General features: G+C 63.2%; 21 protein-coding genes. 7 read left to right on the top strand and 14 right to left on the bottom strand.

Features of this window, described 5'->3' with window-relative positions; all coding sequences use genetic code 11:
* The first annotated feature begins 101 nt into the window (after positions 1-101).
* The 6 genes from G481_RS25200 (at position 102) to G481_RS0115775 (ending at position 7,335) form a co-directional block, all read left to right on the top strand.
* Positions 102-1,313, top strand: a complete 1,212-nt coding sequence (locus G481_RS25200) for a helix-turn-helix domain-containing protein (protein ID WP_051294580.1) — start codon at positions 102-104, stop codon at positions 1,311-1,313.
* A gap of 106 nt (positions 1,314-1,419) precedes the next feature.
* Positions 1,420-2,100, top strand: a complete 681-nt coding sequence (locus G481_RS0115790; protein ID WP_028030894.1) for an SOS response-associated peptidase — start codon at positions 1,420-1,422, stop codon at positions 2,098-2,100.
* A 157-nt stretch (positions 2,101-2,257) separates the two neighbouring features.
* Complete coding sequence (locus tag G481_RS26245) at positions 2,258-2,683, top strand: ImuA family protein (RefSeq protein ID WP_245594986.1); 426 nt, start codon at positions 2,258-2,260, stop codon at positions 2,681-2,683.
* Positions 2,610-3,125 carry a Y-family DNA polymerase gene (locus G481_RS26930; protein ID WP_342666593.1) on the top strand — a complete coding sequence of 172 codons (516 nt, stop codon included), beginning with the start codon at positions 2,610-2,612 and terminating at the stop codon, positions 3,123-3,125. The genes G481_RS26245 and G481_RS26930 overlap by 74 nt, the downstream gene beginning before the upstream one ends.
* The gene (locus G481_RS24090; RefSeq protein ID WP_342666592.1) at positions 3,116-4,096 is read left to right on the top strand and encodes a DinB/UmuC family translesion DNA polymerase; all 981 of its coding nucleotides are present in this window, start codon (positions 3,116-3,118) and stop codon (positions 4,094-4,096) included. The genes G481_RS26930 and G481_RS24090 overlap by 10 nt, the downstream gene beginning before the upstream one ends.
* A complete protein-coding gene (locus G481_RS0115775) occupies positions 4,096-7,335 on the top strand; it encodes an error-prone DNA polymerase (protein ID WP_028030892.1) in 3,240 nt (1,079 codons plus the stop codon). Before G481_RS24090 ends, G481_RS0115775 begins: the two co-directional genes overlap by 1 nt.
* Before the next feature lie 362 nt (positions 7,336-7,697).
* Here G481_RS0115775 and G481_RS0115770 read toward each other — a convergent pair whose 3' ends face one another.
* The 5 genes from G481_RS0115770 to G481_RS0115745 all read right to left on the bottom strand — a co-directional run bounded on the left by G481_RS0115770 (position 7,698) and on the right by G481_RS0115745 (position 12,759).
* Positions 7,698-9,323: an amidohydrolase gene (locus G481_RS0115770; RefSeq protein ID WP_051294579.1), complete on the bottom strand. Its 1,626-nt coding sequence runs from the start codon at positions 9,321-9,323 to the stop codon at positions 7,698-7,700.
* Between the two features lie 80 nt (positions 9,324-9,403).
* Positions 9,404-10,150: an ABC transporter permease gene (locus G481_RS0115760; RefSeq protein ID WP_161630535.1), complete on the bottom strand. Its 747-nt coding sequence runs from the start codon at positions 10,148-10,150 to the stop codon at positions 9,404-9,406.
* Positions 10,151-10,175: 25 nt separating this feature from the next.
* Positions 10,176-10,988, bottom strand: a complete 813-nt coding sequence (locus G481_RS0115755) for an ABC transporter permease (RefSeq protein ID WP_028030889.1) — start codon at positions 10,986-10,988, stop codon at positions 10,176-10,178.
* Positions 10,985-11,980, bottom strand: a complete 996-nt coding sequence (locus G481_RS0115750) for an ABC transporter substrate-binding protein (protein WP_028030888.1) — start codon at positions 11,978-11,980, stop codon at positions 10,985-10,987. The genes G481_RS0115755 and G481_RS0115750 overlap by 4 nt, the downstream gene beginning before the upstream one ends.
* 32 nt (positions 11,981-12,012) lie before the next feature.
* Positions 12,013-12,759 carry an ABC transporter ATP-binding protein gene (locus G481_RS0115745; RefSeq protein WP_035026364.1) on the bottom strand — a complete coding sequence of 249 codons (747 nt, stop codon included), beginning with the start codon at positions 12,757-12,759 and terminating at the stop codon, positions 12,013-12,015.
* A 365-nt stretch (positions 12,760-13,124) separates the two neighbouring features.
* Here G481_RS0115745 and G481_RS24085 point away from each other — a divergent pair, with 365 nt between their 5' ends.
* Entirely contained in the window at positions 13,125-14,072 is a 948-nt protein-coding gene (locus tag G481_RS24085; RefSeq protein WP_051294578.1) for a LysR substrate-binding domain-containing protein, read from the top strand.
* A 152-nt stretch (positions 14,073-14,224) separates the two neighbouring features.
* Here G481_RS24085 and G481_RS0115735 read toward each other — a convergent pair whose 3' ends face one another.
* From G481_RS0115735 to G481_RS0115695, 9 genes are all read right to left on the bottom strand, one after another.
* Positions 14,225-17,362 carry a type I restriction endonuclease subunit R gene (locus G481_RS0115735; RefSeq protein WP_028030886.1) on the bottom strand — a complete coding sequence of 1,046 codons (3,138 nt, stop codon included), beginning with the start codon at positions 17,360-17,362 and terminating at the stop codon, positions 14,225-14,227.
* A 127-nt stretch (positions 17,363-17,489) separates the two neighbouring features.
* Positions 17,490-18,956: an ATP-binding protein gene (locus tag G481_RS0115730; RefSeq protein ID WP_028030885.1), complete on the bottom strand. Its 1,467-nt coding sequence runs from the start codon at positions 18,954-18,956 to the stop codon at positions 17,490-17,492.
* Entirely contained in the window at positions 18,953-20,311 is a 1,359-nt protein-coding gene (locus tag G481_RS0115725; RefSeq protein WP_028030884.1) for a restriction endonuclease subunit S, read from the bottom strand. Before G481_RS0115725 ends, G481_RS0115730 begins: the two co-directional genes overlap by 4 nt.
* On the bottom strand, positions 20,308-22,392 hold the full coding sequence (locus tag G481_RS0115720) for a type I restriction-modification system subunit M (RefSeq protein WP_245594985.1): 2,085 nt from the start codon (positions 22,390-22,392) through the stop codon (positions 20,308-20,310). The genes G481_RS0115725 and G481_RS0115720 overlap by 4 nt, the downstream gene beginning before the upstream one ends.
* A gap of 494 nt (positions 22,393-22,886) precedes the next feature.
* Positions 22,887-23,675: a terminase small subunit gene (locus G481_RS24080; RefSeq protein ID WP_051294577.1), complete on the bottom strand. Its 789-nt coding sequence runs from the start codon at positions 23,673-23,675 to the stop codon at positions 22,887-22,889.
* A gap of 254 nt (positions 23,676-23,929) precedes the next feature.
* On the bottom strand, positions 23,930-25,168 hold the full coding sequence (locus tag G481_RS0115705; protein ID WP_028030881.1) for an AAA family ATPase: 1,239 nt from the start codon (positions 25,166-25,168) through the stop codon (positions 23,930-23,932).
* The gene (locus tag G481_RS26740) at positions 25,165-25,581 is read right to left on the bottom strand and encodes a hypothetical protein (protein WP_051294576.1); all 417 of its coding nucleotides are present in this window, start codon (positions 25,579-25,581) and stop codon (positions 25,165-25,167) included. The genes G481_RS0115705 and G481_RS26740 overlap by 4 nt, the downstream gene beginning before the upstream one ends.
* 121 nt (positions 25,582-25,702) lie before the next feature.
* Positions 25,703-25,894 (bottom strand): helix-turn-helix transcriptional regulator, encoded by a 192-nt coding sequence (locus tag G481_RS25525; RefSeq protein WP_084450984.1) that lies wholly within the window; start codon positions 25,892-25,894, stop codon positions 25,703-25,705.
* An 89-nt stretch (positions 25,895-25,983) separates the two neighbouring features.
* Entirely contained in the window at positions 25,984-26,703 is a 720-nt protein-coding gene (locus tag G481_RS0115695) for a hypothetical protein (RefSeq protein WP_161630533.1), read from the bottom strand.
* Positions 26,704-26,891 lie beyond the last annotated feature (188 nt).

Raw genomic sequence — 26,891 nt, 5'->3', positions numbered from 1 at the left:
CAGAGGGCTCCGATAGCTTTGACACCTATTTCGTAGCCCGAAAAACGAATCAGCGCAACACCGATTTCGGTGACCGGACCTCGTTTGCCGTCTGAAATCGCATGACTCACATCACATCCACGGCCGTTGGTGCCGGGGCACAGGACATCTGTGCCAAACCCGCGGAGCGCTCGCTCCCCGGCATGGGTTCGATCACCCAACAGCCGGTGTTTCGCCCCATCCTGCGCCGCGAGATCATGGCCGCGGTCAACACCTGCAGCCGCGACCTCGGGTTGCGGCAGGCTGCGGTCGTTGTGCTGGACGCCCTGCTGAGCTGCCTGCCCTGCCAGGCGCAGGACGGCCGCGAGGCGCCGGTGACGCCCGCCACCCTGCTCACGGTCTATGCCAGCAACGAAACCCTGTGCTTTCGGGCCAAGGGCCTGACCGACCGCCAGCTGCGCCGGCATCTCGAGACGCTTGAAAACGCCGGGCTGATCCGCCGCCGCGACAGCACCAATGGCAAACGCTTTCCAGTGATGCAGCACGGTAAACCGATCGGCGCCTTCGGGCTGGACCTCTCGCCGCTGTTTGCCCAGGCCGATGAGCTGCTGGCGCTGGCGCAGCGCCGCCGCGAAGAAGCCGACGAGCTGCGCGGGCTGCGGGCCCAGATCCTCAGACTCCGCGCGGCCTGCGCTGAACTCGCCCTTGATGAGGCTCTCGCCGCCTTCATCGACGGATTGCGCAATCTGGTGCGGCGCACGTCGCTGACCCTTACCGAAGCTCGCGCAGCTCTCGCACAGCTGACCGCGGTCCTGTCTTCTGAGGCCTCGCGTCCGACGGTGTCTGAACAGCAGACTGAGCGAGAAATCGCCCCCCTGCCCGGCTCCACCGCAGCCGAGACACTTGCCGCATCCAGAGAGGTTGCCATCCACGACGACACGACCAAAACCGTTCCAGAGACCCTGAATCACGCCACACAAGATGCACGTCCCGTCGCCATGGCGAAGCAAACGCCCGGCTCTGACGGACAGAATGTCCGCCACATAGAGCAAGAGTCAGATACAAAAAAAGAAAGCCGCAGTCCTGAACCGCTTTCCAGTTGGGCTGCCCTGACCGAGGTCAGTGCCTTCTACCAAGAACCCTCCAGTACCCAGGAGGCTACCCACATCGCCTTTGAGTTCGGAAAGATGCTGAGAATAAACCAGGACATCCTGGTCAGCGCGGCAAGTAAACTCGGCCTCTGGGGCCTTCTGCGTCTCGAGAACCGCATGGCAAGGCAGGTCGGAAACATCCTCAATCCCGACGCCTATGTGCGATCGGTGCTGCGCGCCTGAAGGTTGATCGCGGGCGTTCCAGCGCCAATCGGACCGATAGACCGCTCGTCCAGAATCAGCTAGGTTCGTTGATTGTTCTCGGACGGGAACGCTACGAGGTGGGATGATGTGCAACCTGTACGCCCAGACCAAAAGCCAGGACGCGATGCGCCAGGTCTTTCGCGAAGTGCTGGAGGATGACGAAGACCTGATCGATACCACGGGCAACCTCGCATCCGCTCCCGGCATCTTCCCCGACTATGCGGCGCCGATCATCCGTCGCAGTGACGCGGGCAATTGGGTGCTGACCATGGCCCGATGGGGCATGCCGACGCCAGACATCTATCTGGAGGGCAGGCGTACCGATCCCGGCGTCACGAACATTCGCAATGTCCACTCGTCCCATTGGCGCCGATGGCTCGGGGTGGAGCATCGCTGCCTTGTCCCGTTCACCAGCTTCTCGGAACTCGACACCCGCCCCGGCGCGTCTCGCAACACCCCGGTCTGGTTTGCCCTCGGCCAGGATCGGCCACTCGCCTTCTTCGCCGGGATCCGCACCCGATGGACCTCGGTCAGGAAGCTCAAGGAAGGCGAGGTGACAGCTGAGCTCTTCGGGTTTCTGACCTGCGAGGCGAATGACGCGGTGCGCCCCATACATCCCAAAGCCATGCCGGTGATCCTCACAACCCCGGCAGAATGGCGCTGCTGGCTGACCGCAGAGACGAGCGAGGCCCTGAAGCTCCAACGGCCGCTGGCCAATGGGCGTCTTGAGAGTGTAGCGGAGGGCACGCGTGCGGACCCGGCATGATCGATTGCCTGCGACCGGTGACGACCCGCTTCATCTCCTGAGCGCCCGTGTTCATGAGATCGAAGGACGGGGGCGAAACGGCTTCGCACTATTCCAGGCCGCAAGATTTCCAGGGCCGGTCTTCTGGATCGTACTCGCGCATGACCGGGATCGGCCAATGCCGGGGTCCCTGCCAGACGGCGTTGCCGAGCGCCTGCATCTCGTAGAGGCCCGAAGCGAGACCGATCTGCTCTGGACCGCCGAGGAGGCTTTGCGCGCTCGGCCGGTGTCCCTGGTCATCGCCGCGCCGGAAAAGCCCATCTCGCTGACCGCGGGCAGACGGCTCCAGCTCGCCGCCGAGGCCGGGGTCACCACGGGCCTGATGCTGATCCAGGAGGGCAGGGGGAGCAATGCGGCCGAGACCCGCTGGAAATGTGATCCGCTGCCGTCGCCTCCGGACTCGACTCGTCATCTCTGGGCTCTTATAAAGAACAAAAGGGGAACAATTGGAACCTATGATGTGAGCTGGAATGGCACGACGGCTGCTGTCCATCTGGTTCCCCAGGCTGGCGAGCGACATCAGCCTGAGGGACCGCCCCGTTGAGGGGCCTTTTGCGGTGACGCTCCGGGCGTCAAACGCGGAACATCTGCATTGCCTGAATACCGCCGCCACGGCTGCCGGGCTCCATCGTGGCATGCCACTCGCCGATGCGCGCGCGGTCTGTCCGACACTTTCGACCCGGCCCGCCGATCTGATCCGGGAGGGCAGGGCGCTCGAGTCCTTGCGCAGATGGGCGAGCCGTTACGGGCCACACGCGGCGAAGGACGGAACGGATGGCTTGATCGTCGATGTTTCCGGCGTGCCGCATCTCTTTGGCGGCGAGGCGGAGCTTCTGGCCGATCTCGAGGCGCGACTCGAGAGGGCAGGGGTCTCCTCACAGAGCGCGATTGCAGAAACCCGTGGTGGAGCCTGGGCGCTTGCCCGCCGTGGTGGAGGCCTGATCCCGGAAGGCGGGTTGCTCGCCCGTCTCGGCCGATGCCGGTGAGCGCGCTTCGGATAGAAGCGTCGGTTGCCGAGGGTCTTACCCGCCTCGGGTTGCACAAGATCGTCGATCTGACCACCGTCCCCCGGGCGCCGCTGGCGCGCCGGTTCGGCGCCGATCTCTTGCGCCGGCTGGACCAGGCGCTCGGAACGCGGGCCGAGCCGGTGGCGGCTGAAGCGGACGCGCCACATTTCGGGGTGCGGATGACGCTGCCCGAGCCGATCGGCCTGACAACGGATGTCATGGGCGTGCTGGACCGCCTGCTCCTGCGGCTTTGCGACAAACTGGCGGCGGCCCAGATGGGCGCGCGCGCTGTCCGGCTGGACCTGCTGCGTGTGGATCGCTCGGCCGCCACAGTGGAGATCGGACTTGCACGCGCAATGCGCGACCCTGTCAGAATCTCGGCGCTGTTCCTCAAAGGGGTCGACGAGGTCGACTCCGGCTTCGGGATCGACGGTCTGCGATTGATCGCAGTCCAGACCGAGCCATTGGCTCCCGAACAGATCGGCAACGCGCAGGCGCGGGCCGAGGATGAACTGTCCGATCTGATCTCCCGGATCGGCAATCGGCTCGGCTTCGACGCCGTGCAACGCTTCCTGCCAGCCAGCAGCCGCATTCCGGAGCGCAGTTTCCTGACCGTTCCGGCCGCCTATGCGGCGGCCGAACCGTTTCCGTCGAGGCGGCGCCCACGCAGGCCGATCACCCTTTTCCCGAAAGAGCCTCTGGCCCAGGTCTCGGGCAGCCCGCCCGCCCGGTTCAGCTGGCGCCGGATGGCCTTCACCACCTTGCGCGCGCATGGCCCCGAGCGGATCACGCCGGAATGGTGGTTCGATGATCCGGCCTGGCGCTCCGGTGTGCGCGATTACTGGCGGCTCGAAACCAATGAGGGGCCCCGGCTTTGGGTCTTCCGCACGCCACAATCGGGCGGGCAAGCGGGATCTCGGGTCTGGTATGCGCAAGGTGTCTTCCTGTGATTCCTCACGCCGAACTCTGCGTGACCTCGAACTTCACCTTCCTGCGCGGCGCATCGCATCCGGAGGAACTGGTGAAGCGCGCGGCCGAACTGGGCCTCACGGCCATCGCCATCACCGACCGCAACTCGGTCGCCGGTGTCGTTCGGGCGTTCTCCGCCTTGAAGGAACTCGCGCGGGTGGCCGAAGAGGCGGGCCAAAGTCAGGTGCGGCAGGGGGCCTCGTTGCCCCGGCTGATCCCGGGTGCGCGGCTCGTGCTGACCGACAACCCCGTCGAATGGGTCGCCTTGCCAACCGATCTGGCTGCCTGGTCGCGGCTGACGCGGCTGCTGTCGCTCGGAAAAAGGCGCGCCGAAAAGGGCAGCTGCCATATCGGTCTGGCCGATCTCGAGGATTGGGGCAGGGGGATGGTGCTGATCGCCCTGCCTCCCGATCCACTGGAAGCCACCGGCTTTGTGCGGGACCTTCGCCGGATCTCGGCACGCTTTGCCGGTCAGTGCTTTCTTGGCGCGGCTCCCGTCTATGACGGGCAGGATCAGGAGCGGCTCGATCGGCTGGCGGAAATCTCACAGGCGACCGGCTTGCCGATGGTCGCAGTCGGCGATGTGTTGATGCACCGCTCGAACCGGCGACCGCTGGCCGATGTGCTGACCTGCATCCGGACCGGTTGCACCATCGACACCATCGGGGACCGGCGCCTTGCCAATGGCGAGCATCGCCTGAAATCCGGCGACGAACTGGCCCGCATCTTCCACCGATACCCGGCGGTGCTGCGGCGCACGGTCGAGATCGCCGATCGCTGCGCCTTCCGCCTGGACCAGTTGCGCTATCAGTATCCCGACGAGGCCCGGGACGGGGAACCGGCCCAGGCCCGCCTTGAGCGGCTGGCGCGCGAAGGGCTGGCATGGCGCTATCCGGCTGGTGCGCCGCCGAAAATCGTCAGCCGTGTCGAGAAAGAACTGCACCTGATCGCCGAGGTGGACTACGCCCCCTACTTCCTGACCGTCTATGACATCGTCAGCTTTGCGCGATCAAAAGGCATCCTCTGTCAAGGCCGCGGATCGGCCGCGAACTCCGTCGTCTGCTATCTGCTTGGCATCACCGAGGTGCCGCCCGAAAGCATCACCCTGATTTTTGAGCGTTTCATCTCGAAGGAACGCGGCGAGCCGCCGGATATCGACGTCGACTTCGAACATGAACGCCGCGAAGAGGTGATCCAGTGGATCTATGATCGCTATACGCGCGAGCGGGCGGGCCTGACTGCCGTGGTGATCCATTTCCGCTCCCGGGCGGCAATCCGCGAGGTCGGCAAGGTCATGGGGCTCAGCCAGGATGTGATCGCCCGGCTTTCGGGCCAGATCTGGGGCTGGTCCTCCTCGGCCCCCGGTGAAGACCGGCTGCGCGACGCGGGTCTCAGCCCTGAAGACCATCGCGTCGCCCTTGCCGTGAAGCTGATCGGCGAGATCATCGGCTTTCCCCGGCACCTCTCGCAGCATGTCGGCGGCTTCGTCATCACCCAAGGACGGCTGGATGAGCTGTGCCCCATCGAAAATGCCGCGATGGAGGATCGCACCGTCATCGAATGGGACAAGGATGACATCGATGCGCTCGGGCTCCTGAAGGTGGATATTCTCGCGCTTGGCATGCTGACCGCCATCCGCAAGGCCTTTGGCCTGATCGAGGATCACCGGCAGCAGCATCTGACACTTGCGAACATCCCGCCCGAGGATGGCCAGGTCTACGACATGCTGTGCAAGGCAGACGCGATCGGGGTGTTCCAGGTGGAAAGCCGGGCCCAGCTGAACTTCCTGCCCCGGATGCGGCCGCGCAAATTCTATGATCTGGTCTGCGAGGTCGCCATCGTCCGGCCGGGCCCGATCCAGGGCGGCATGGTCCATCCCTTCATCAATCGCCGGCAGGGCCGCGAAAAGGTCGAGGATCTGAGCCCGGCGATGATGGAGGTCCTGGGCCGCACCTATGGCGTGCCCCTGTTCCAGGAACAGGCGATGCAGATCGCCGTGGTCGCCGCCGGCTTCACCCCCGCCGAGGCCGACCGGCTGCGCCGCTCGCTCGCCACCTTCAAGCGGATGGGCACCATCGGCGGCTTCCGGGACCGCTTTGTCGGCGGAATGCTGGAGCGCGGTTATGATGCCGATTTCGCGGCGCGCTGCTTTGCCCAGATCGAGGGCTTCGGCTCCTACGGTTTCCCGGAAAGCCATGCGGCAAGTTTCGCGCGGCTGGTCTATGTCTCTGCCTGGCTGAAACGCCACCATCAGGCGATCTTCACCTGCGCGCTATTGAACTCGCAGCCGATGGGGTTCTACGCCCCGGCCCAGCTGGTGCGCGACGCCCGCGATCATGGCGTCGAGGTGCGCCCTGTCTCGGTCAACGAGTCCGTCTGGGATTGCACGATCGAGCCCCGGGCCGATGGTTCGCACGCTCTGCGGCTTGGCTTCCGGCAGGTGAAGGGGATGCGTGAGGAGGATGCCATCTGGATCAAGGCTGCGCGCGGTAACGGCTACGCGGACGTCGAAAGCGTCTGGCGCCGCGCGGGGCTCAGGCCTGATGCGCTGGATCGGCTGGCCGAGGCCGATGGCTTTGCCGCTCTCGGTCTCTCACGGCGCGACGCTCTGTGGCAGGCGAAAGCTCTGAAAGCACCTAAACCGCTGCCGCTGTTCGGCCTCGATGGTGAAGGCGAGCATGAGCCCGTGGTCGACCTGCCAAGGATGACGCTAGGGCAGGAGGTGATCGAGGATTATCTGTCCCTGCGTCTGTCGCTCCGGGCTCATCCGCTGGAAATCCTGCGCCCGAACCTGCCCGAGAGCTTGCCGGCAGCTGCGATATCGCATGCCAACGGCCGGATTCAGATGACAGGCCTGGTCATCACGCGTCAGCGTCCGGGGACGGCCTCCGGTGTGGTCTTCTTGACCCTCGAAGACGAGACCGGCACCGCGAATGTGGTGGTCTGGAAGAAAATCTACGAGACCTTCCGCGCCGCCGTGGTGGCAGGGCGGCTGTTGCGGGTGACGGGACGGATCGAGCGCGACGGGCAGGTGACCCATCTGATCGCCGAACGTATCGAGGATCTATCGGCCCGGCTTTCCACCATCGGGCACCGGCTGCGGATCGGCGCCGAGACCGAGAGGGCAGGGGAGACCGTCAGGCCCACCCGAACAGCGGGCAGGGCGCGACACCCCAGGGAGCAGGCAAAGAAGCTGTTCCCGAGCCGGGATTTCCATTGAAGCGCCGCCCTTCCAGCCCAGCCGCAGGACGTCTCCGCGCTGATCAACTTCCTGGCTGGCGAGGAGGCAGGTTTCATCAACGGGGCTCTCATCGACATCAACGGCGGCGCGCTGATGATCTGAGCGGGGCACAATGATCCTGGCGGATCGGGCAGGTTGAAACAGGTTCAATGAAAGGCCGAGAGGTTGCGACACTACCGGCTTGTAAATCTTCTTCGGCGTGGCCGTTATTTGACGCGGCGCCGGTCTGGTGATCCGCATACAGGAAAAGCGTCGAAGGCCCGTTCACCTTCTTTGTCGCTATAGCTACAAGAGCGCCGGTGAAATTAGCCCCGGCCGTCGTTGACCGCCGGGGCTAGCGTTCAGGCCATAGCCGGATCACGGTGCACGATCTTGCCGCCCAACAGGGTCATCAGCGCACGGGTGTCGCGAATGGCGTCGGGGGCGACCGACAGGATGTCCTGGCTAAGCACAGCCAGATCGGCCAGCTTGCCCGGCTCGACCGAGCCGCGGCGGTCCGCGACGCCCATGATCCGCGCGTTGTTGATGGTGTACAGTTCCAGCGCCTCGCGCGGGGTGATCGCCTGATCGGGGCCAAGGCAATCGCCTTGCAAGGTCTTGCGCGTAACCATCCACCACATGCAGATGAACGGGTCGATCGGCAGGATCGGCGCATCGGTGCCACCGCCGACAAGCAGCCCTTCGTCGATCATCCGGCGCAGCGGGGTGGACCATTCTGCCCGCGGGCGGCCCCACCATTTGACCTTGTTCGCGCCCAGCAGCACGCTTTGATCCTGGGCGGTGACCAGAATGCCGCCCTCGCGGATCTTGGCGAACACCTCTTCGCGCGGGTTGTGCAGGTGCATCACCGTCCAGCGCAGATCGCGGATCGGGGTATCCTCGGCGGCGGCCAGATAGCAACGCACGATGGTATCAATGCAATGATCCCCGACACCATGGGTCTGGACCTGCAATCCGGCGCGGGCGACGACTTTCAGCGCCTCGATGAACTCGGCCTCGCCCCCGGCCGGCAACAGCGACAGGCCGCGATATTCGGGATTGTTCTGTTCCCCCGGCACGATCCGGTAGGGGTCATAGTGCAGGGCCCCCTCGACCCCGCCATCCAGCATGAACTTGACCCCGACATAGCGCAGCAGATCGTCATCGGTGAAATCGGTGATGGCGGCGCCAACCCTGGCGTCTTCCAGATTGTAGCCGCGATACATCAAGTCGGTGCGCACCGTCACCTCGCCGGCCGCGCGCAGCCGTTCGTAAAGCGCGATCTGGTGCTTGTTCAGCCCCGGATCCATCGTCGCCACGATTCCATAGCTGTTCAACAGCTGCATGGCGTCTTTCAGCAACGCCTGTTCTTGCGCAGGCGGGGGCGGCGGGGGCAACACCTTGCGGATCATGTACACGGCGGATTCCAGCAAGAGCCCGGTCGGTCGGCGAGAGCCGACCTCGCGCACGATCAGCCCGCCAGACGGATCGACTGTATCGTCCGACACGCCGGCCAGTTGCAGCGCCCGCGAATTGCCGCTGCCGACATGGCCGCCGCGCGGCACGAATACGGGATGGTCGGGCGCGGCGGCGTCCAACTCGTCACGGGTGGGAAGGCGGTTTTCCCTGAGCAGGCTTTCATGCCAGCCCATGCGCGCGATGATCCATTCCCCCTTGGGAGTGATCCCTGCGCGTTCGGCAATGGCCGCCTGCACATCGGCAATGGAACGGCAGTCGATCAGTGGCACCCGTGGCGCCTCGAGTGCGGTCATGTAAAGGTGCAGGTGGCTGTCGAACAGGCCGGGCACCGCCGTCCGGCCGCCAAGGTCGATCACCTCGGTTCCGGGACCGGCGGTTGCCAGCAACTCGGCGCTGGTGCCGACACGGTCGAACCGACCGTCGCGGATGGAAACCGCCTCGGCAATGCTGAAGGTGTCATCGACCGTCACGATGCGGCCGTTGTGCAGGATGATATGAGCTGCGGTCATGCATAGCCCCTTTCATGGACAACATAAGTTCCCTGTCCCGGCCACAGCGTGGCCGGGCGGATCGGCATGGGAATGCCGGTTCAGACCGCCCTTTGGACGGAAAAGCGCCGGGCCAGTGGCCGCAGCACAAGCTGATCCACCAGACTGAAGATCAGCACGATGATCAGACAGCAGGCAAAGACCAGCGTGCCATCGGCGCGCACCTGCGCCTGCATCAGCAGGTAGCCCAGCCCCGAAGGTGCCCCGAACAGCTCGGACACCAGCGCGACCTTCCACGCGATGCCATAGGCAACCCTCAGGCCAGCGATCAGGAATGGCATTGTCAGGGGCAGCACCAGCCGCAGGAACAGCCGCCGGCGCGAGCGCGTCAGCGACCGCCCCATCTCGACCAGCTCCGGGTCCAGCTGGCGCAACCCTTCCAGCACGTTGATCAGGCAGAAGGGCAGCACGATCATCACCTGGATGAAGATCACCGTGCCGCTGGAAATCTGGAACCAGATCACCGCCAGAATGGCCCAGCCAACCGAAGGAAAGCTGTTGAGAAAGGTCAGCAGGCGGCGTTCTACCGCTTCTTCCAGCACCGGAAAGGCGCGGTTCAGCAGGCCGACCGCCAGGGCGATCACCGTTGCCAGACCGACCGCCAGCCCCACCCGCAGAAAACTGATGCCGGCGTGGCGCATCAGCGCCGGATCATGGAAGAACTCCAGCATTTTCGTCAGCGCCGCCTGTGGCGTCGGCATGATGAAGGCCGGAACATCCTTGGAAAACAGCCACCAGGCCAACAGCGCCACAACGACACCGCCTTCGGTGATCGTACGTTGGACCAATCCCTGGCTGCGGGTCAACATCACCTTATTCACGGGCGAACCTCCGTTTCAGGCTGCGCTGGATGGGGGCGAAGATCACGACTTCGGACAGGTAGACGAACAGGATGATGAAGCAGATGACGGCAAAGATCGTCTCGGTGTCGAACTCTTGCCGCGCCGAGTTCAGCAGATAGCCGACCCCGGCATTGCCGCCGAACAACTCGGCCGTCAGCACCACCTTCCATGCAACCCCGAACGAGGTGCGCAGCGTGGCGAACAGATAGGGCACCAGCATCGGCACCGTGATCCGCAGGAAGATCCGCAGCGGATTGCGGGTCAGGCTGCGGCCAAGCTCTCCGATCTCGTGGTCCAGTTCGTCCAGGCCAGTGCGGATGTTGATCACCGCGAACGGGATCAGGATCAGCGTCACCGAGAAGATCACGGTGAAATGCGTCACACCGAACCACATCATCGCCATGAACAGCCAGCCGATGCCGGAAAAGGCGTTCAGAAAGGGGGTCAGCCGGTCGTCGATAAAGCCGCGCACCGGCCAGAGCGTGTTTGAGGCCAGCGCCAGCGCAAAACCGATGACGAAGGAGATGGCGATCGCGGACATGACATGGACCAGCGACCAGAGCAGTTGCACCCGCTCCTGCCCGTCGATCACCAGATCGACCATGCGCCAGGCCACCAGTTGCGGGCCGGGCATCTGATACGCCGGCACGAACAATGACCAGAACCACCACGCGCCCAGAACCGCAATTGCGATCAGGTTGGCCACCCAGACCTGCCGGCTCCGGGCGCGCTTGCGCGCCCGGTCGGCCTCGATCCTCAAGGCAAGGTCGGCCGTCGTGATCACTTGCCTTCGACCCCGTCAAAAATCGCCCCGTCCCAGGTCGCTTCAAGCGCGGTGCCATGCGGCACATTCAGCACGCCAAGTGCCGTCGCCTGGGTCCAGAGCATGTCGATGGCATCTAGGTCGTTCTGGCTGATATAGACCGGAATGGTGGTGAACTTGTTGAACCACAGGGTAAAGAACTCGGGGTCGATGTTCTGTTCCTTGCCGACGGCAGTAAACACCTCGTCCTGATGTGACAGGGCATAATCGACCGACTCGCGGAACATGCGCAGGAACTCGCGGTAGCTTTCGGGATCGGCCTCCAGCTTGTCGCCGTAGCCCACCAGAACCGAGGTCACCAGCCGCAGGCCGAACTTGTCGGTCATGTCGCGACCCAATTGGGCGATGGCGCGGAACTCGCCGCTTTTCATCGCCTGATAGGCCTGCGCATGAATCAGCACCGAGGCATCGACATTCCCCGCCGCCAGTGCCGCCGCCAGCGCCGATTCCGGCAACTCGACAAAGGTCAGATCGCCGCCCTTGGTGGAAACATTCAGCCCGTAAGCCTGGTTCAGCGCGATGCGGTTCAGCGTCATGCCCGCACTGGACAGCGTATAGCCACCCAGCTTCTTGCCTGTGAGATCGGCGATGTTCTGGATCGGACTGTCGGCCTTGACCCAGACGCTGGATCCCAGCCCCTCTTCATGGCTGCGCTGCGCGATGCCGATGATCTCCAGCGGCAGGCCCCGCGCATTGGCGCGCGGAATCGCCATGGCGGCGCCTTCGACCACGTCGAAAGTGCGTGCGGCAATTGCCTGCTGCAGGGCGGCAATGTCCAGCGGCGTCACCTCGACCTTGATCTTGTCGGAACTCACGATCCCCTTCTTGATCGCATACAGTGCCGCCTCGTGGCTGGGGTTCGCCAGATGCGAGAAGGTGATGGTCTTCTGCTGGGCATAGGCGGCTCCGGCAGTGGCCAGCGCGAACAGCGCAGCAGTGGCAAATCTGAACATGGTCTCTCCTGCTGGTTGATTGTGGTTGGATGTCAGATCCCGGCGAACAGCCGCAGCAGCTCGTCGCGTTTTTCCAGCAGCGCCGGATCGCGCAGGATGTCGCGCGGGCGCGGCTCGGCCACCTCGATCACCGAGGCAACGCGCGAAGGCTTGCCGGAAAAGACGACGATGCGATCCGCCAGATAGAGCGCCTCGTCCATGTCATGCGTGACAAAGATCACCGTCTTGCCCGACTGCTGCCAAAGTTCGATCATCTGGTCGCGCAGCCGGGTGCGGGTGTTGGGATCCAGCGCCGAAAATGGCTCGTCCATCAGGATGATTTCCGGGTCCAGCGCCAGGGCGCGGGCGATGGCCACGCGCTGGCGTTCGCCCCCCGACAGCATCAATGGCATCTTGTCCATGTCATGGCCCAGCCCGACCCGCTCGAGTTGCGTCCTTGCGAGTGCCTCGCGTTCGGCGCGCGGCACCGAGGGGTCACGCATCTCGATACCGAAGGCAGCATTCTGCAAGGCGCTGCGCCAGGGCAGCAAACGAGGTTGCTGGAATACATAGGCCAGTCGGTCTGCCGCCTCTGACGGGCGTTTGCCATCCACCAGGATCGTGCCATCTTGCACCGGCAGCAGATCGCCCATCAGCCGCAGGGCTGTAGATTTGCCGCATCCCGACGGGCCAAGCAGGCACAGAAACTCGCCGGGCGCCACGTCAAAGGTGATCTCGTCGTAGATACGCATTCCGCCAAGGCGCAGGCCTACTTCGGAAAAGCGGATGATCGGGTCCATGCGATGCTCCTTCGGCGCGGGGCTTGAATGAGGACAGCGTGCAACCGGCCAGCGCCCCCAGAACCATGGGGTGCGCGGGTTCGTCTGAAACGCCGTTGAATGTCGTGATCTTGGGAAAAGCGTATGTCAGGCCGGTCAGATGTAAAGCCGGATTTTCGATGATCCGGGCTCAGGACAGGCTGCGGCCTCGCCGCAGGCCCTGCCATGTGTTGGCCGTTCCACGACTGAAGATGAAAAAATTTGTTTTCAAAACAACAATTAACCGTGGCTACCCGGCAGGCCTGCGGCAGAGTAGGTCGCGGCCTTGACAGAGCGTTGCGAAAAACGGACGTTCAATCCTGTATTCGCAACGATGGGCAATCGCCATGCATGACGATCTCGTCCTGCTGTCCCAGGTCATCGAGGCTGGCAGCTACAGCCGGGCCAGCACCCGCACCGGCATTCCGAAATCACGACTCAGTCGCCGCATTGACGAACTGGAAAAGCGGCTGGCCGTCAGATTGATCGACCGCTCGTCGCGCCATTTCACCCCCACCCCCATCGGGCTGGATCTTGCCCGGCGGGGCGAGATGATCCGGGCCGAAGGGGAAACGGCGCTGCGGATCATTCAGGAAAGCCTGTCAAAGCCCACTGGCGCTCTGCGCATCGCCAGTCCGACGCTGCTGACGGAAGCCGCCATTGCGGATTTTTGTATCGGCTTTTCCAAGCGCAATCCGCAGGTGGTGATCACGCTGGACACTACCGATGGCACCAAACCGGCGAATATGGATGCCTATGACATCGCCCTGATCGCCTCGCGGCAGGAACTGCCCGATACCGACATGATCGCGCGCATTCTGCAGCGCACGGAATATGCGCTGGTCGCCAGCCCCGGATGGTTCACTTCGGCGCCTGCGATTCACGATCCGAACGATCTGATCGATCTTCCCGGAATCGGCTGGCTGGATGAGGAACGCCGCTCGGTCTGGGGCTTCGTATCGGATCGAGGCGAGGTGTCCGAGGTGGGCGTGCGGACGGTCATGGTGACGAACAACCTCAAGATTGTTCACAAGGCAGCTTGTGCCGGATTGGGTATGGCCCGGCTGCCCTTGTCGCTGGTGATCGAGGATCTGGCGACCGGCCGCCTGCGCCGCGTGCTCCCCGGTTGGCGCCCTCCGACCTTCTCGATCCATGCGATCTATCGCACCCGGCGTTCATTACAGCTTGCAGGGCGGATCTTTCTGGATGAACTGGCCCAGCACCTGCGCGCCCATCCCCGGAACGAGTTGCTGCACGTCCAGCCCTCTGGTTCGACGGACGATGGGTTAGATTGAGCGCTTGGCTTGGCTCTCCGCCCGCACCGCAGCCGGTACCAAGTTTGGTTATTATACTCGCAACTGTATTTGTCAGATGGCCGAGCGCGGCCATGGACGGCGAATTTTTTGAAGCCAGTTCTGGGTCTAAAATCCCCCCCCGGCCCCTCCTCCTACCGCCCCGCCTGTTCCCTGAACCCTCCCTTCTGCCGCAGGGCTTCGTAAAGCTGGCCCGGGCCGAGCAGCACGTCGATGAGGCCTTCGCGGATTTTCGGGGAATCGAGGGCCTGTTTGCTCATGGCGGTATGGGCATCGAAAGCGTCGATAATCGCATCGACGACCGCCTGCCGCAGCGAAGGTGAACTGGAGAACTGCTGTTTCGAGTTGTGGCCGGATTGCTGGACCAGCGTGTCGTTTTCCAGCAGCTTCCCCCGGATCACGCCGTTCACATAGATCAGCCGGTCGTCGTCGGTCAGATCGCCTTGAAACAGATCATTCACCCGGGTCAGGATTTCGGCAAGCAGGGCCTTGTCCTTGTCCTGCACCCCGCCGCTGCCCGCCTCGGTCATCGGTTTCAGTGGCTCTGCCTCGCCAGAAAGCCCAAGGGTCTGTCGGCCTTTCGAGGTCAGGCGGTGGTGGGTCAGCACGATCTTGGATGTATCGACTGCGGTCCGTTCGCGGCCAAACTCCAGGAGCGGCAGCAGCCGGCGATAGAAGATCGCCCGCGCCTCGATGGCGGTGTTGCCGTAATCGAAGATCTGCGACAGGAAGCTGTAGGCGCGCAGAAAGGTCGCCATGTCGGCGCGGAACAGGGTCAACGCGTCCAGCTGATCGCGCGCCTGCTGGGCCTCCTTGGCGCGGTCGGTGCCCTGCGCGGCCTTCAGCGCCTCGGATGCCGCCTGCCATGCCTTGAGCAGCCGGTCGGCCACAGGCGATATGGCGGCGACCAGATCGGCATGGCTGGCCTTGGGGTTGAGTTCGATCCGAACCACGCGGTCGATCTCGTACTCGTCGTAATGGCCCTGCGCATCGAGCTTGGCGCGCAGATCGAACACAAGGTTCGGATCGGTGACATCGGCCAATGTCGCGGTCTGGTAATAGGTGCGGAAGGCGGCCAGAACCTCTTCGGCGCTGTTCACGAAGTCCAGCACATAGGTGGTGTCCTTGACCACGCCGCCTGCCTGATAGGCCCGGTTCAGCCGCGACAGCGTTTGCACCGCCTGAATGCCTGCAAGCCGCCGGTCGACATACATGCCGCACAGAAGCGGTTGGTCAAAGCCGGTCTGGAACTTGTTTGCCACCAGCAGGATATGCTGATCGGGCAAAGCAAAGGCATCGCGGATGTCGCGCCCGGCCAGTGCGGGGTTGAGCTGGGCGCTGGTCTCGGTGAACGGATCGCTGCCGCTTGCGGAGTCTTTGACCTCGCCCGAAAACGCGACCAGCGTGCCCAGATCATAGCCCTTGGCGCGGATATAGCTGTCGATGGCCAGTTTCCAGCGCACCGCCTCGATCCGGCTGCCAACGACGACCATCGCCTTGGCCTTGCCGTCCAGCAGGGGCTGGACCATGGCGCGGTAGTGCTCGACGACGATCTGAACCTTCTGCGCGATATTGTAGGGGTGCAGCCGCACCCAGCGCATCAACGCCTTGAGCGCGGCGCTGCGTTCAACCTCGGCCTCGTCGATCTCCTTGCCCTCGCCAGCGAGTTTGAAGGCAAGGCTGTAGGGCGTGTAGTTGCGCAAGACATCAAGGATGAAGCCTTCCTCGATGGCCTGCCGCATCGAATAGATGTGGAAGGGCTGCGGCAGGTTGGTCGCGCTGGCCGGCAGATCAGGGTTTGGCCGGCGCCCGAACAGCTCCAGCGTCTTGGCCTTGGGCGTGGCGGTAAAGGCGACATAGGTGATGCCGCGCGCCCCCGCCCGTGCGGTCATCTGGGCGGCGAGCATATCCTCGCTCGCGACCTCGCCGCCGTCTTCCAATGCCGCAAGGTCTTCGGCGGACAGAACTTTCTTCAGCTCAGCGGCGGCCTGTCCGGTCTGGCTGGAATGCGCCTCATCGGCGATGACCGCAAAGCGCTTGCCTTGCGTTGCGGCCAATTCCTGCACCGCCGCCATGGCAAAGGGAAAGGTCTGGATCGTGCAGACGACGATCTTCTTGCCCCCAGCCAGTACTTCGGCCAACTGCTTGCTTTTCGATCCGCCTTCGCCCGAAACGCTGGCGACCACGCCGGTTGTCCGCTCGAAGGCAAAGATCGCATCCTGCAACTGCGCGTCGATCACGTTGCGATCCGAGACGACCAGCACGGAATCGAACAGCTTTGCGTTGCTGTCGTTGTGCAGGTCGGCCAGCATATGGGCCGCCCATGCGATAGAGTTCGTCTTGCCCGACCCTGCCGAATGCTGGATCAGATAGCGCCCGCCTGGCCCTTCGGCCAGAACGGCGGCTCGCAGGGCACGCACCGCATCGAGCTGGTGAAAGCGCGGGAAGATGCTGCCGATCAGCTTCTTCTTGCCATCGCGCACCGGCACTATGAACCGGCCAAGGATGTCGAGCAGGCTGTCGGGTTGCCAGATCCCGTCCCACAGATAGGCCGTGCGGTGGCCGCCGGGATTGACCGGATTGCCCTTGCCGCCGCCATCGCCCCGGTTGAACGGCAGGAACCGTGTCGCCGCGCCGTCCAGCCGGGTGGTCATCATCACTTCGGAATCGCTGACCGCGAAATGCACCAGCGCCCCACCGGGAAACGACAACAGCGGCTCGGCTCCCTGACCGCGCGGCGCGGGCAGGCGGTCAAAGCGATACTGATCGACTGCATCCTGCACCCCTTGGGTAAAATCGGTCTTCAACTCGGCGGTTGCGACCGGCAAGCCGTTCAGGAACAGCACCAGATCGAGACTGTTGCCGGAAACCCGCGAATAGCGCACCTGCCGCACCATGCGCAGCCTGTTGGCCCGGTAAAGCGCCAGAAGATCGGCGTTCATCCCCATCGCTGGCCGGAACTGCGCCAGGGCAAGCGGCGCGCGGAGCCCGATCATCTCGACGCCCCGGCGCAGCACCTCCAGCGTGCCGCGGTCGTCAAGCTGCTTGCGGATCCGATCCAGCAAGATGGCCTCGGCCGCCGCGCCGTGATTCTTGCTCAGCGTGTCCCACGCCTTGGGCTGGCTGGCCTGCACCCATGCCACCACATCGGCCGGAAACAGCGCCCGTGCCACATCATACCGCGCCGCATCGCCCTCTTCATACAGCCAGCCCGCCGCAGCCATCCGCGCGCAGACATCGGCTTCAAAGGCTATCTCGCGGTGCAGGGTCATGTCTGCGCTGCCTTGTCCATCAAATGACCATCAAACAAACAGCTGATCGTAACTATTTGGAAAATATGAAAATCACTGAAACTCATCCCGATCCCCGCTTGATCTATCAAACAACCATCAAACAAACTCATGCCCAGAACGGCAGGTAGCGCGCATTGCGCTTGCCCTGCTCCGGATCGAAAGGCTTGATCACACCGGCATCAAGGGCCTCGCGGATCAATCGTGATGCAGTCGAAGCGTTATGCTCCTCGATGCCGAACCGCTCACGCAGCGATGCGTTGGTCATCAGTTCCCGCTGTTCGCGCTTCAGGCAGGCGTGCAGATAGCAGGCGTGGATGCGTTCATCCTTGTCCATCTCACGCAATTCCTTGTGCGCAAAGAGGATCGCCCGCGAAAAGCCATCCACCGAAGCCCATTGCGGTGGTGGAAGCTGATAGCGTTCGGTCTCGAACACCACCTTGTCAACGCCGCTTCCGCGTTCCTCGCACAGACCGATCCGCCGCATGAATGCGGCCAGCGCCTCGTTGCGCGAGCGGGGCGGCTGGTCCAGCAACCTTTGAACGTCGCCCAAGGGCGCACCGGGATTAGTCACCTCGATCCGGTCCGAAAACACCTCGACCATCGGCCCCGTCCCGGTCATGGTGAAATCCTGATGGATCAGCGCATTCGCGATCAACTCCCGAATGGCGAGGTCTGGATACATCGGCACATCGCGCCGCGTTGCCGCGCCGATCACCTCGTTTCGTGGAAGCCGCGCCAGCAGAAACCCCATCAGACCTTCGAACCCGATGGCATAGCCCTTGCGGCCTTCCTGTTCGCGTTCGGTGCTGATCCGGTTCTTGCCACCATAGATGATCAGCCGGAGCGCCTTGCGCGCCACGGTCGGGAAGTGCGTCAGGTCACGCGCAATCAGGATGGCGCCCAGATTGGTGATGTCCCAACGCCCGGCATCGTTGCGGCGGATCAGGTCTTCGGCGGCCAGGGCGGACAGGATGGCAGGCTGATCGGTTGGCAGGTCGCGGCCAAGCCGCTCGAACAGGCCCGGATAATCCAGCCGCCGCAGCACCTCGGCCCCGTCGAGATCGGTCACGGCAATCTGACGCTCGAACGGTGTCCGCTCAAAGCAACGCCACAACGCGCGTTCCATCTCGGGGTTATCCGTCAGGGCGCGCCGCACCGACCCGACGCGCACCAGTTCGCGGCCGGCAAAGGCCGTGGGCCGGTCGCGCGCGGCGGGAATTTCCAGCACCACGACGCGCTTGCCCCCGACCGCATCGACATGAAACCGGATGTGCAGCCGGGGCGACAGCATCTGCACCAGCCAGCTTTCAAGCTCCTGGTTGCCCTTGCGGGCGGTGGCGGGCAGGAAATCTGTGCCGGTCACATCATGGGTGTCATCGGCAATGCCCCAGACCATATAGGCGGTTTCCTTGCCGTTCAGCGCGGCGGCATTCGACAGGGCGGCGATGGTATCGCCGATCATCTGCGGATCGGCGTTGTTCTCCTTGAACTCTGCCCATGGGGTTTCCCCGGGCAGATGCCGCAATTCGCGGATCAGCCGTTGCATATGGCCCGGATCGTCGGCTTCGCTCATGCGGCCTCCGCTTCGCGTACGTCGATCTTGCCGGTCACCGCTGCCGAGATCAACGCGGCACGGCGTTCGAGAAGGAGGGAAATGGCGGATTCGGCGGTGGTGATGAGGGAGTCGAACTGAGAATCGAACGAGTGGGTAGCGGCGATGATTGCATCCTGTTCATTCATAGGCGGCAACGCAAATACGAACGACTTGAAATCATCTTGCGCAAGGTTCTGCATGCTCGAACTGGTGCCAGCACAAGCCATTCGGACTTGGTCTCGATAGAAATTTGACTGAGTCCAGAGATGAACAAACTGCGCATTGGCATTGTGAAAACTCACCTGCCAAAGCCTGTCGGGCAAGTAGATATTGTGCGGTGCTTCAACGACATATCCGGCGGCCCCTACAAGATCGGGCGTATTCATTCTGCTTACGATCAGCGCGCCCTGTGCCACGGGACAGGTCACACGATCATACTCGGCGGGAACGATTGCCTTGTTCTCCCTAGGATCGAACCTACCGGTGTAGACCGCACTTGTCTTCAGCACGCCAAGTTCGGATTCTGATGCGGGAACATCGATTGCGTTGACGCTGGTTCCAGACTCGATCGCTTTGATTACGTTCCGCAACCGCACCACCGCCCACCCCTCCGGCACATCACCCAGCCAGTCCACGCCCGAGGGTTTCAGGGGGGCGGCGGGGTTAAGGCCTCGGGTGACGGCGTGGCTGATGGTGGCCTGCCGCTTTTCGCGCAACAACTCGATCAACCGCCGCTGCTCGGCCACCAGCGCATCAATCTTGCCCGTCTCCCGATCCAGAAACGCCGCGATGGCGGTTTGTTCGGTGAGGGGTGGGAGGGGAGTCAGGAACGACTTGAAGTCGTCTTGGGCGAGATTCTGCATACTGGAGCTTGTACCAGCGCACGCAATCCGCACTTGATCCCGATACAACGGCGACAGCGTGAAAAAGTAGGCGAAGCGCGTCATCAAGCCTTTGAATGTGATCTGCCAAAGCCGGTCTGGCAGGAAGATGTTTGGCAATGCTTCGGTTACATGACCCGCCGCGCCAACAAGATCTGGAGTGTTCATTCGGCTAACAATCAGCGAGTCGGGGCGCAGCGGACAAGCCACCCGATCAATCTCGTCAGGTACAACAACCTTGTTTTCGTTCGGATCGAATGCCCCAGCGTATACGCAACTTGTCTTGAGAACCGCAATCTCTCCATCAAGCGCGGGCGCATCGACGGCATTCACGCTTGTTCCGGATTCGATGCGTGAAATGAGTTGTCGGAATGGCCTCACCTCCCACCCGTCCGGAACCTCCCCCAGCCAGTCCACGCCCGAGTCCCGATAGGCCGGATAGCGCCGCATCATGCTGTCAGCCCCGCCAGCATCGCCTGAATCCGCGCGGTCACCTGCGCAAGGTCGGCGTCGATGGCCTCCAGCGGGCGGGGCGGTTCGAACACATAGAAGTGGCGGCTGAAGGGAATCTCGTACCCCACCTTGGTCTTGTCATGGTCGACCCAGGCATCGGGGGCATGGGGCAGCACCTCGCGCGCGAAATAGGCCTCGATCTCCTCGGACAGCGGCACGGTTTCGGTATCGCGCAGCCCGGTATCTGGCTGCGGCTTGCCCTTCTGCTTGCCCTTGGCGCCCAGCACAACACGGCCCGCCGCATCGCGCTGCGGGCGTTCGACGGTGATCTGCCTGTAGCCGAAATCTTCATTCCGCATCAGTCGGGACAGGGGCGCGCGCTTGACCTGGCCCCCCTCGGGCGGTTCGGGGGCCGTATCCCCGGGGAACAGCACATGGCGCGACAGTTCCTTGCCCCCCGCGTCCAGCACGCGGGCCAGTTCCGCCGGGGTTGCCCGGCCGAACAGTTGCGTCAGCGTGGCAATGCCTTCATCCGGGATCTCCTTGCGTTTTGACCCCAGCGACTTGCGCATCTTTTGCCAGAAGGACGACCCGTCGATCAGCTGGACCAGCCCCTTGCGGTGGGCGGGCTTGCGGTTGGTCAGCACCCAGACATAGGTCGCAATGCCGGTGTTGTAGAACATGTCGGTCGGCAAGGCGATGATCGCCTCGACCAGATCGTTTTCCAGCACATGGCGGCGGATCTCTGACTCGCCCGACCCTGCGCCCCCGGTGAACAGCGGTGAGCCGTTGAGGACGATGGCAAAGCGGCTGCCCCCGTCGCGCGCCGGCCGCATCTTGGACAAAAGGTGCAGCAGGAACAGCAGCGAGCCATCCGAGACGCGCGGCAGGCCGGGGCCGAACCGTCCGGCATGGCCGCGGCGCTCGTGTTCCTCGCGCACGGTCTTTTCGACCTTCTTCCATTCGACGCCAAAGGGCGGGTTGGAGAGCATATAGTCGAAGTGTTTCCCCGGATGGCCGTCTTCGGACAGGGTGTTGCCGAAGGCGATGTTCGACACGTCCTGCCCCTTGATCAGCATGTCCGCCTTGCAGATTGCGTAGGATTCGGGGTTCAGCTCTTGCCCGAACATCACCAGCTCGGCGCCAGGGTTGTGCTCGGTCAGATATTCGCCGGCGATGGACAGCATCCCGCCGGTGCCCGCCGTCGGATCGTAGATCGTGCGGACCGCGCGGCCCGACAGGGTGCCGTCATCCTCGACGAACAACAGGTGGACCATCAGGCGGATCACCTCGCGCGGGGTGAAATGTTCCCCGGCGGTTTCGTTCGACAGTTCCGCGAAGCGGCGGATCAGCTCTTCGAACACAAGGCCCATCTGGTGATTGTCGACGCGGTCGGGGTGCAGATCGGCGCGGGCGAACTTTTCGGTCACCTGATAGAGCAGGCCCGCCTTGTGCAGCCGGTCGATCTGGGCGGCGAACTCGAACCGCTCGAAAATGTCGCGGACCTCGGGCGAGAAAGCCTGGATATAGGCGTAAAGGTTCGAGCTGATGTTGTCCTGATCGCCGACAAGGCCGGTCAGGTCGAGCGAAGAGGTGTTGTAGAACGCCGCCCCCGCCTTGCGTCGCAGGAACGGATCGGCCGGAACGCCCTGGGCGGTGCGCAGGGCATATTCGTCCTGCACGGCTTTCTTGGTCGGGGCCAGCACGCAATCAAGGCGCCGCAGGACCGTGAAGGGCAGGATGACCTTGCCATAATCCGCCTGCTTGTAATCGCCCCGCAGCAGGTCCGCGACGGACCACAGAAAGGATGAAAGCGCTTGCTGGTTCAACGGGGCCTCCGGGGTATCTCGGCGGGCATAGAACCGGATGGGGGCGGGAATGGCAACTGGGGGGCTGCGGCGGCGGTTCTTGCGCGCAAGCTGGGCCTCGAAGTTTCGGTGAAGATCGGTCAGCGCAATGCACCAGGCCGAGCCAAACGGTCCGGGCTCGACCGAATCCTCGCGATCCCCGAGTTTGCGGGTCAGGTCGAGGCCGGTCAGGAATACCTGATCCTCGATGATACCTTGACGCAGGGGGGGCACGTTTGCCGCACTTGCCAGCCACATCGAGGCCGGCGGCGGTGTAGTGATCAGCGCGGTCGCGTTGACAGGAAAGCAACATAGCGCCACCTTGGCTTAGCGCCCAGAGACCCTGTCCGCCCTTCGCGAAAAGCATGGCGATCTTGAACCGGACTTCATTGCTGCCACCGGAGACGGTTTCGACGCTCTCACCGAGTCCGAAACCCGATACCCCACGAACTTCCGACAGGTTGACGGACTCCGAGTACGAATCCTTGATGAAGGAATCCGCAGGGGCGCTGGTGAAGATCAGGGCGATGTTGGACTCGGAGGGTCTGTAGACCGCGAAATGCGCGATGCCCTGTCGCGCACCGGGGCGAAGGCCGGGGGCCCGATCAGTAGCCCACGCAGGAACCGGCGCCCTTGTGCCGTCAAGTCTGACTGCTGCCATTGGCCGGAAGGGGTGCGATCATGGCCCTGCTGATCTGAATACACGGCAACTGCCTCGGCTCGCGCTGTCATGCCTGGTCGGCGATAGGCAGCGGCCGTGTTTCCACCGGCGCCTCGACCTTGGGCGGGATCAGGATGACGCGGGCCTTGACCTTGTGGTCATGCGCGATGGTTGCGCCGTCCTTTCCGGTGTGCTCGTGCCGTTCGACGAACAGACGATGGACGCGGGCGAGGATGTCGAAGGCTTTCTCCTTGTTGGCCATCCTGATCCTGATCCCGTCGCGGGTTTCCTCGACCCCTTCGAACAGGATGGCGGCCTCGGGCGAGAGGTTCCGGGTGTCGGCAAAGACCGCACGCGGGGTCCCGAACCCGCAGCATTCCGGGCAATCCGGGTTGGCGTGTCCGTCAAGGCGAAAGCCGAAGCCACCGGCGTCCGATGGCTCTGGCCGGTCATCCAGCGCGGCCACGGCACAGGCATCGCGGTATTCGCGCCGGGTTTTCCATTGATAGTCGTGGTCGATCCCCCAGCAGTACCGGCAGGGGCCGATGTGGTGCCCGGTCAGCGTGCGGGGATCGGCCATCAGGATCGCAGCCGCGCGCTCGATCAGATTGTCGGCACTGAGGCGCAACCGGCGGAAACGGTCTTCTGACTGCCGGGCGATTTCAGCCGCGACGTTAGCATTGGTTAGCAGTTTGTGCGCTGTCACCTTGGCGCCGGCCCTGGAGTAACCCGCCCGGATCGCCGCCTGCGTGGCGTTGAAATCCGTCAGAAATTCCATGACGAAGGCACGTTGGCGGGGTCGCAGATGATGATTGCCGATCGAAGTGCCAGAAAGGCGTGGCGATTTCTTGTCCATGCTATTCGCGATCGGTTGGTCTCGGCTGCAGCTGCGCTTTTGATTGTCCATTCCCGAAAACTCCAATTCAGATATCAGCCCCCCGGAGCCAAAGTGTGGAAAGGTGCGCGCCCCTCAGCGCCGCCACAGCCACGCCATCCGCTCCACACCACACCCCCACACCCCTATAGAGGGTGGTGTGGGGGTGGTGGTTGAGCGGCTCCACACCTGTGTGGTGAGGGTGTGGAAAGGTGTGGCAAGGTGTGGAAACCAGATCATTCTTCCACAACCTCCATAGGGTTGTTGACGCCCTGAATGACAACCTTGACGGAGCGCCCGGCGCGTCTATCGTCGACTTCTGCCTCGGCCAGAACCCCGGTTCTTACCCACTCCTTCAGAAGGCTGGTGAGCCTGCGCTTGTCGGCCTTCTCTGTTGAGGGCAGGCCAAGTGTTTTGGCAATGACGTAACCGGCCCAATTTTTGGCTTGTCCGTCCTTCTTCGGCGGAGGATCGCACGCGCCGATTGCGGCCCTGACCGCAGCCGCATCCTCGCGGCGCAGGCCCATGAAATCATCAGGCCACTTCCATGGCTCTATGGCCCCGACATGCTGGCCGTTGGGGATGGGCACAGAGACCTTCTGGAACCATCGATTCACATCGGCGGAAGGTGGTGCCAGGTTGCCTTCCACATCAGCGATGCGAATGAAGTGCCGATGGTTTTCCACGCCGGCCTTGGTGCCTTCGTCCTGGGTCATTGGCAGCAACAGACGGTTGAACCGTGCAGTGCCGCGCAGCGCACCACCACCGCGTACGTCGTCAATCGTGGCCGTGGCGCCGGGCGTCATCTTTCTGGTATGGTGGATCAGGCCCAAGGCCACCCGAGAACCGGATGCCAGCTTGCGCAGGCGCTGCCCAAGCACCCGGAACACCTCGTTGGTCTCGGGGCTGCGCGACAGGTCTTGCAGGGGGTCGAAGATCAGCACATCGATGTGCCAATCGGCAATGAACCGTTCCAGCGCGACGAACAGGCCCTCGTTGACCACGCCCTCTTGCCCAGTGACCATGTAGAAGCCGTCAGCATCCACGCCAGAGACGGGGAACAGGGTGTTGGCAATCTGGCGCTGGTCGATCTGATACCGGCACAGCAGCGCGGCAACGCGGGCCTCGATTACGGACATATCGTCTTCGGCGTTGTAGTAGAGAACCCGTAGCGGTTCGCGCGGCTGCCCTGTCAGGAAGCCGTCGCCGGTGGCCATGTCCACACATTCTGCCAGCCCCAGCATGGACTTGCCAGCCTTGGGCGGCGCAGCGGTCAGGGATGTGTAGCCACGGGCGTAGAAATCGGAATACAGGAACTCGGTCGGCCGAATGTCCGCCAGATCACGATTGCCCCAAGGTCGGAACGGTAGCGGCTTGATCGCTTCCCGTTCGACCTCGGTGCCTTCCCGGAACTCGTGCCCATACGCCCCATTCGCCCGCGGGACATTGAAAGGGTCGTGGTCATGTCGCGTCATTCGGTTCCTCGATGAATGAACCGCCCCTCGGCATCGACACGGGCCAGAAACGCCTTGCGGTCCTGGTCCGGGAACGATCGCCAGAGGGCAGCAAACAGCCGCTTGCGGGCGTTGAGGCCAAGGTTGGCTGTGCGCAGCCTGTCCAGTGCGGCGGTGCCGTAGGCGACCAGTTCATGCGCCGGGGCACTGTCGGCCCATAGGGCTGCATCCCCTGACACCATGCCGAACGGATCGCCCATGACAGGGCCGCCCGTGCGGTGGTCATCGAGGTAGGCCGCGCAGATCGCAGCAGCATCCTTGATGCAGCACTCCGCGAGGGCCTCGCATAATGCTGCGATCGCTCGGTACTGGCCATCTTCGAGATCGGCACAGGTTATGCCCGCCATCTCGCCGGAGCTTCGCACCATACGCATGTGCCCCTCAGCTCCGTTCGGGTTGCCGGTCCGGGGGTTCTCGCGTTCGCGACCCCGCCCGCCGGATTCCGTGTTGAATCCGGTTGCCAACTGGCTGGCCGCAGATCCTGTGATCACAAAGTCAGACGCTGGCACGGTCATATTTCATGGCCTCCCAGGTGCAGATTTGGGACAGCTTCCACCGAGTGCAGCCAGGGGACAGGACGATCGGTCGAGGAAAGCTTGGGTCAGCCTTGACCCAGCGCCAAATGGTGGCGCGATGCACGCGATAGCGCGTCGCAAGCTGTGTGTCGGAAATGTAAGTCTCGGACATGTTGCGCTCCGGTTTATTTGAGAGCACCACGCCGCAACGCGAAGCAGCTTTGCAGAGGGGAAAAAATTTCCCCTCCCCCCACTTCAAGATCAGTCTGAAGTGATCACGCCTTGTTCCTGATGGGTCAATCTATTGATATTTATGTAGAAATTTGGATCTATGCAGGCTGGAACCCTCCAGGGATTCCACTTGAAAGATTTGCTGACGACATAGTTGTCGATGAAGATCTCAAGCCCTCGAGCCCGAGCGAGGTACCGAATCAGGTGGTCTTCAGATGTCTCGATGTCCCCCACGCTGGGGTCTGCAAGAACCATGGCAGCCTGAAGATGTGCTGTGCCCCTGAAGGCGGTGAACCCTTTCCGAACTTCGCGCTTCAGGTCATCTGCTGACGAACGTCCCTTCGCCCGATGTTGATTGAAAGCGGCAAGTCTGATCCCCTGCGCCGCGCTTGGCGGTTCATTGTTCGTTCTGGCAATGCGCACAAGTTCTAGCAGTGTCTGACCTGCAAAGAGGCGGAGGCGCAGTTCCCGGTTCAGGTGGCGTTTTGCGATGTCCTGTTCAAACGCGTTAAGCGATGGAACGGTATTGTCTGCCCGAACCATGGCGTCATGAAGCTGGTGAACGACTTGTTCGTCTGCGTTGTCCTCATACCCCATTCGCGCGAGCAGGAAGAGATCAGGCCTGTCGATCCAGCTACCATCCGGGCGGATAATTGGGAGATATCGCTTCTTTTCCATCGTTGGCCTTTCAAACCGAGTATTTCTGCCTCGCTCGAGGCTGGTCAGGCAAAGCGCCGCCACCGCCATCATCGTGTGGTCCATCGCGACGGGACCGGCACTCTGGCTGGGGGGAGGATCTTTCGCGCGGCCGCGGCGTTGTCAACGGCGGCTCAAAAACTGGCGGGGGCCGGACATGGTGCACCCGGATCAGATCGGGTAGTAGACCGGCAAGCACCGGGGCTGCAGAACAACCTGGGGGACGGCGGGACGACAAGGAA

The sequence above is a fragment of the Gemmobacter nectariphilus DSM 15620 genome (assembly GCF_000429765.1).
In the GTDB taxonomy this organism is placed as follows: Bacteria; Pseudomonadota; Alphaproteobacteria; order Rhodobacterales; family Rhodobacteraceae; genus Wagnerdoeblera; species Wagnerdoeblera nectariphila.
The sequence above is the reverse complement of the archived record's forward strand: the minus strand, read 5'-3'. Positions and strand labels throughout refer to the sequence as shown.